This is a genomic window from bacterium (assembly GCA_041648665.1).
Classification (GTDB): domain Bacteria; phylum UBA10199; class UBA10199; order 2-02-FULL-44-16; family JAAZCA01; genus JAFGMW01.
Map to the genome: position 1 here is coordinate 1 of JBAZOP010000138.1, position 5,391 is coordinate 5,391.

Below are 5,391 nucleotides of genomic sequence, written 5' to 3' on the forward strand. Positions count from 1 at the left end.
CAGGGGTGTCGACCTGTCCCAGGCAATGCATGACCTTGACCGCGTTGGGGATCAGGAGTACTGCGAGGTAGGCGGAGAGGGCGCAGGGATCGGACAGATAGTCCAGGGGCATCGCTGCGCGTTCACTTGTGAACGCCAGCGAGAGCTGCTTGGCGGCCTTCGCGATTCGTCCCCGGTCGTGCGGCGACGAATCCTCTAGTGCAGTTGCAAGTCTTCGAATTATCTCTGGAGGCATAGGGCCAGGCTCACACGATGCGGCCGGGATGGCAATTCATTCCGAGACCATAAGCCGACAAGCCTCCGCCGACAAGAGACCGCATCTGGCCTGGAAACAGATTTATATAAGCATAAGGTCCCGCATGATATGGCTTGTCTGCGCAATCCCCAAACATGGCGGCAATGCCGTTCTCCACGTTGGGCGTCTTTGCCAGGTCCCTCGCAAAATAAATGGTGAGACCGATCAATTCCAGGCGATTACGCTGGAGCAATGCTTCGGTCAGGGTTAGGGGCGCGTTTGAGATGTTGCCGCCAAAATCCCTTGCGATTATAGAGGCCAGGTTGCCGTGTCTGACGCCGGCCTGATTGCCCATGATGATTGCTCGGGAGGCAGGATCGATGAAGCAGGCCAGCTCTTCTTTATTCTGATTTATTTTTTGTGCGATTGCATTGATCGCCGCCTTCGGCGGCGTGGCGTTGAGATCTATAAACGACATTCTCCCGCGCAGATCCAGCTGAGTCTCTATTTGTGTCTTCACGTGTTGGTACGCCTGACACGGGCTGTCGTGGCGTTGCGATGGCAAGTTCTCAACGGCTTGGGCAAAGGCATCGGCTGCTGACTTGACGTTGTTCTGCACAGCCTCCTCTGCGTTCACGAAGACCGGTCTTTTGATGTTGGGATTGTTAGGATCCGACAAGCTGAAGTGGAGCAGCTCGTCGAACATATTCTTAGCATGAGGACCTTCGGCAAAAAACCTGCAGAGAGAGTAAGGCTTCGCTGGAGTGGTCATCAGCCTCATGATAGACGAGACGACGGGAAGCGGATCAGACATTCCGGCCGATTTTAAAAACAGTGTTGTGTCTTTGTATTGATTCCCGAGTTGAACGAGGAAACTTGAGACCCGAGCGTGCAACCCTTTCGGGTCGTTCAAGACAACGTCGATGCGCTGCATGCTCGACATGGCCATTGCAGAGCTTATCGCATTATCCAAAAAAATGTTGCGTAAAAAAGAGAGGCGCGGATAACTAACAAATCTATAAGATCGGCCTGGGGCTGGGCGCCGCTAAACTCGGACCAAAGCTGCGAGTGAGCAGCCCGCTGGACATGAAAGGCGACATCGAGGCCCCGGAAACTGAGGTTGGGGGCATGATTGGGCTTCCGCCGTGGTTGGTCGTCGGCGAAGAGGAGCCGTTGCCGCTCAATCCACCTTCTTCATCGTTGTGATTCGGATCTGGGGTCAATTTGAGGAATAGCGGGAGCCCGTCAATTTTCAAATCAAACATTTCTTTTTGCACATCATGCGCATGCGGACCATTTACAATGAACTCAAATTGAGAACCGCAGGTCAGCCCCAGAGTCATCAACGTGAGTATGGATTTGTGTGTAATGCGGATTGGATCGGCATCTTGAGTTTTTATCTGGAGCGTCGTGTCTTCGTATTTCTGAGCAATCTTAATGAGATAGGTGGCGACTCGAACGTGCATGCCCGCGGGATCGTTGAGAACGACGCCGACAGTTTGTTTGTCGGGATGCTCGTCCAAAAACCTCTCGACATAGAGGCGATCGATTGGATGTGTTTTTGAAATGGACATTGTCCTGTCTTATCGGTTCATCGTCGAAAAAGTTGCGTGAAATAAGGAGAAAGAAAGCGGGGAGGCCATAAAGACCTCCCCGCTTTTTTGTGCCCAGGGCGGGACTCGAACCCGCATGGCTTGCGCCACACGCCCCTCAAACGTGCGTGTCTGCCAATTCCACCACCTGGGCAAATTTCTTAGTAATTTATATGTGGGTCCTGTCGCCGGGCTCACCCCCATTTGCGGCATCGCCGCGATCAGTCACCGAGTGCATGCGGATTACATCACGCGACTGCTGGCGTCAAATGGGGTCCCCCGACCCGGCGCCACCCACATACAATTACCACCTCATAATTTCAAAAAACAATAACTACTTCGCCGGAATCGGTGCAGCGGGCTCGAGCGGGGGCTCGGCCGGCGCTGCCGGCGCCTGCTCCGTTATCGGGGCCTTGTCCAGGACCGAGCCGGTGCTCTGGGTCTTGGATATCTGTGCGAGCCATATGGAGGTTACGATGAAACCCAGTGCCACGCCTATCGTGAGCTTGTTGAGGAACGTGGCCGGGCCCTGGCTGCCGAACATCGTCTGGGATGCGCCGCCGAAGACCGCCCCTATGTCCGCGCCCTTTCCCGCCTGCAAGAGGATCATGAGTATGAGCACGAAGCAGATTATGTAGTGAAACGTCAAAACTATGGATTCCATCCTGTGTTCCTTTCCGTTTCAGGCGCTGTGTGCGCTGCGAACGATCGCTGCGAAGTGTTGCGGGTTGAGGGACGCACCGCCCACCAGAGCTCCGTCGATATCCGGCTTTTGCATCAGGTCACGGCTGTTCGACGGCTTCACGCTCCCGCCGTAGAGCAGGCGCGTGCGGTCGGCAACCGTTGTCCCGTGTTTGTCCTTGAGATATGAGCGCATGAGGCCGTGCACTTCCTGGGCCTGGTCGGGGGTCGCGTTCCTGCCGGTTCCGATCGCCCATACCGGCTCGTATGCGATGACGAAATCGGCAAGGGTCGCCAGGTCTATCCCCTTGAGGCCGTCGCGAAGCTGGCGGCCCACCACGTCCCAGGTGCGGTTCGACTCGCGCTCCTCGAGCGTCTCCCCCACGCACATGATGGGTTTGAGCCCGCTCTTTATCGCGGCCACGAGCCTCCTGTTCACCGTATCGTCCGTGTCGCCGAAGAGCTGACGGCGTTCGGAGTGGCCCACGATGACGTATGAGCAGCCGGCATCGCGGAGCATGGGGCCTGAGATCTCGCCAGTGAACGCGCCGGTCTCTTCCCAATAGAGGTTTTGCGCCGCGAGCTTGAGCTCGGTGCCGTCCATCGCCTCGTTGACCGCATAAAGGGCGGTGAACGGAGGCGCTATCACCACGTCGACGTTGCCCGTCGACTTGAGTTCAGAGGTAAATGCGGTCACGAACTTGAGCGCCTCGGGCACCGTGTTGTTGAGCTTCCAGTTTGCTGCGATCAGCGGACGTCTCATCTTGACTCCTTTTGGATGAATCTCAAACCTCAAGGGCGACAAGCCCGGGGAGTTTCTTTCCTTCGACGAATTCCAGCGATGCGCCGCCGCCGGTGGAGACATGGCTGATGCGCGAGGCTACGCCGGCCTGATTGATGGCCGAGATCGAGTCTCCGCCGCCTACCACGGAGTGCGCGCCGCTCTCGGCAACCGCCATCGCGACCTTGTTGGTGCCGGCGGCGAATGCGGGTATCTCGAACACGCCCATCGGCCCGTTCCAGAATATCGTGCGCGCCTTCATGATCACGTCCGAATATTCTGCCGAGGTCCTGGGGCCTATGTCCAAGCCCATCATCCCTTCCGGGATCGAGTCGTTCTGAGTGATCTTCGTCGCAACCCCTGCCTCGCAGGACGTTGCCACGACGTGATCGCGGGGCAGCATTATGGGGATGCCCCTGGTCTGCGCGCGCTCTAGTATCCTGCGGGCGGTGTGGATCTTCTCGTCCTCGACCAGGGATTTGCCGATCTCCACGCCCTGGGCCTTGAGGAACGTATAGGCCATGCCTCCGCCGATGAGGATGGAGCTGCAGATATTCATGAGGTTTTCGATCACGCCGAGCTTGTCCGAGACCTTGGCCCCGCCCAGTATCGCGACGAAGGGTTTGGCCGGGTTGTCCAGGAGCTTGGAGAGCGCCTCGACTTCCGAGCGCATGAGGAAGCCTGCGCCCTTTGCCTCAACGAATCGGACCATCCCCGCCGTGGAGGCGTGGGCCCTATGGGCCGTGCCGAACGCGTCGTTGACGTACACGTCGCAGAGTGCGGCGAGCTGCTTCGAGAATCCCTCGTCGTTCGCCTCTTCCTCGGGATGGAAACGGAGGTTCTCGAGCAGCATCAGCTGGCCCGGCTCCATCTCCGAGTTGAGTTTCTTCACGGCGTCGCCCACGCAATCCTCGGGCATCAGTACGTCCACGTCTCCCAGGAGCTCGGCGAGCCTTGTCGCCACGGGTTTGAGCGTGTACTTGGGGTTGGGTTTGCCCTTCGGTCTGCCCAGGTGCGAGGCCAGGATTACCTTCGCGTTCTCGCCGAGCGCGTAGCGTATTGTCGGGAGCGCCGCTTTGATGCGGGTGTCATCCCTGATCTGGCCGGAATCGTCGAGCGAAACGTTGAAGTCCACGCGGATGAACACGCGTTTTTCAGCTATCGGCAGCTCGTCGATGTATTTGATCGTCATACAATCCCTTCCGATAAACTAAAGTTTCTTTCCCATGTACTCAGCCAGGCGCAGCATTTGATGGGTGAAGCCCATCTCATTGTCGTACCACGAGAGGATCTTGACCATATTTCCAATGGTCTTGGTGTAGCCCGCGTCGACGTTGGAGGCGTGATTGTCGCCCATGAAGTCGACCGACACGCATGGGTCGGTCACATACGCCATGATGCCTTTGAGCTCGCCTTCGGAGGCCTTCTTCAGCGCTGCGTTCACTTCGTCCGCAGTCGCCTGCTTGGAGAGCGTAGCCACCAGGTCTACGAGCGAGACGTTGAGCGTCGGCACGCGGACCGAGATACCGTCGAGCTTGCCCGCGAGCATGGGCAGAACGAGGCCGACTGCCTTAGCGGCGCCGGTGGTCGTGGGTATCTGCGATACTGCGGCAGCGCGCGCCCTGCGCAGGTCCTTGTGGGGTGCGTCGACGAGCCTCTGATCGTTGGTGTAGGAGTGGATCGTGGTCATGAATCCGCGCTCGATGCCGAAGCTCTCCTGCAGGACTTTGGCCACAGGCGCCAGGCAATTTGTCGTGCAACTGGCGCCGGAGACTATCGTGTCCTTGGATGCGTCGTAGGTCTCGTGGTTGACGCCGTAGACGAACGTCGGGGTGTCCTTCTCCTTTGCCGGAGCAGAGAGGATCACGCGCTTTGCCCCTGCCTTCAGGTGGGCCGATGCGCCCGCGCGTTCCACGAACTTGCCGGTGCATTCCAGCACTATGTCGCACTCCATCGCCTTCCATGGGAGGGCCGAGGGGTCCTTTTCGCTGGTGACCGGAATTTCATGGCCGCTCACCCTGAGCGTTTTCTCGGTGCAGGAGACTTCGCCTTCGAACCTGCCGTGGGCGGAGTCGTACTTGAAAAGGTGGGCCATGACGTCA

At 58.2% G+C, this 5,391-nt stretch carries 7 protein-coding genes and 1 tRNA gene; all 8 read right to left on the bottom strand.

Annotated elements, in window-relative coordinates; translation table 11 throughout:
• The coding region (locus tag WC683_19175; GenBank protein ID MFA4974731.1) for a hypothetical protein at window positions 1-235 on the bottom strand (235 nt) is incomplete at its 3' end.
• A gap of 10 nt (window positions 236-245) precedes the next feature.
• Entirely contained in the window at window positions 246-1,169 is a 924-nt protein-coding gene (locus WC683_19180) for an HPr family phosphocarrier protein (GenBank protein MFA4974732.1), read from the bottom strand.
• A gap of 82 nt (window positions 1,170-1,251) precedes the next feature.
• A complete protein-coding gene (locus tag WC683_19185; protein MFA4974733.1) occupies window positions 1,252-1,809 on the bottom strand; it encodes an HPr family phosphocarrier protein in 558 nt (185 codons plus the stop codon).
• Between the two features lie 90 nt (window positions 1,810-1,899).
• A tRNA-Leu gene (locus WC683_19190) sits at window positions 1,900-1,981 on the bottom strand.
• Window positions 1,982-2,161: 180 nt separating this feature from the next.
• Entirely contained in the window at window positions 2,162-2,491 is a 330-nt protein-coding gene (secG, locus tag WC683_19195; protein ID MFA4974734.1) for a preprotein translocase subunit SecG, read from the bottom strand.
• Between the two features lie 18 nt (window positions 2,492-2,509).
• Window positions 2,510-3,271 (bottom strand): triose-phosphate isomerase, encoded by a 762-nt coding sequence (gene tpiA, locus WC683_19200; protein ID MFA4974735.1) that lies wholly within the window; start codon window positions 3,269-3,271, stop codon window positions 2,510-2,512.
• A gap of 22 nt (window positions 3,272-3,293) precedes the next feature.
• Window positions 3,294-4,481, bottom strand: coding sequence for a phosphoglycerate kinase (locus tag WC683_19205; GenBank protein ID MFA4974736.1), 1,188 nt, complete (start codon window positions 4,479-4,481; stop codon window positions 3,294-3,296).
• An 18-nt stretch (window positions 4,482-4,499) separates the two neighbouring features.
• Window positions 4,500-5,391: type I glyceraldehyde-3-phosphate dehydrogenase (gene gap / locus WC683_19210; protein MFA4974737.1), on the bottom strand; the 892-nt coding region annotated here is incomplete at its 5' end.

What these genes read in the sequence shown, in the direction of transcription:
- WC683_19185 (MFA4974733.1), bottom strand. Translation starts at nt 1,809, where the DNA reads ATGTCCATTTCAAAAACACATCCAATCGATCGCCTCTATGTCGAGAGG.
- WC683_19180 (MFA4974732.1), bottom strand. Translation starts at nt 1,169, where the DNA reads ATGCAGCGCATCGACGTTGTCTTGAACGACCCGAAAGGGTTGCACGCT.
- tpiA (MFA4974735.1), bottom strand. Translation starts at nt 3,271, where the DNA reads ATGAGACGTCCGCTGATCGCAGCAAACTGGAAGCTCAACAACACGGTG.
- WC683_19205 (MFA4974736.1), bottom strand. Translation starts at nt 4,481, where the DNA reads ATGACGATCAAATACATCGACGAGCTGCCGATAGCTGAAAAACGCGTG.
- secG (MFA4974734.1), bottom strand. Translation starts at nt 2,491, where the DNA reads ATGGAATCCATAGTTTTGACGTTTCACTACATAATCTGCTTCGTGCTC.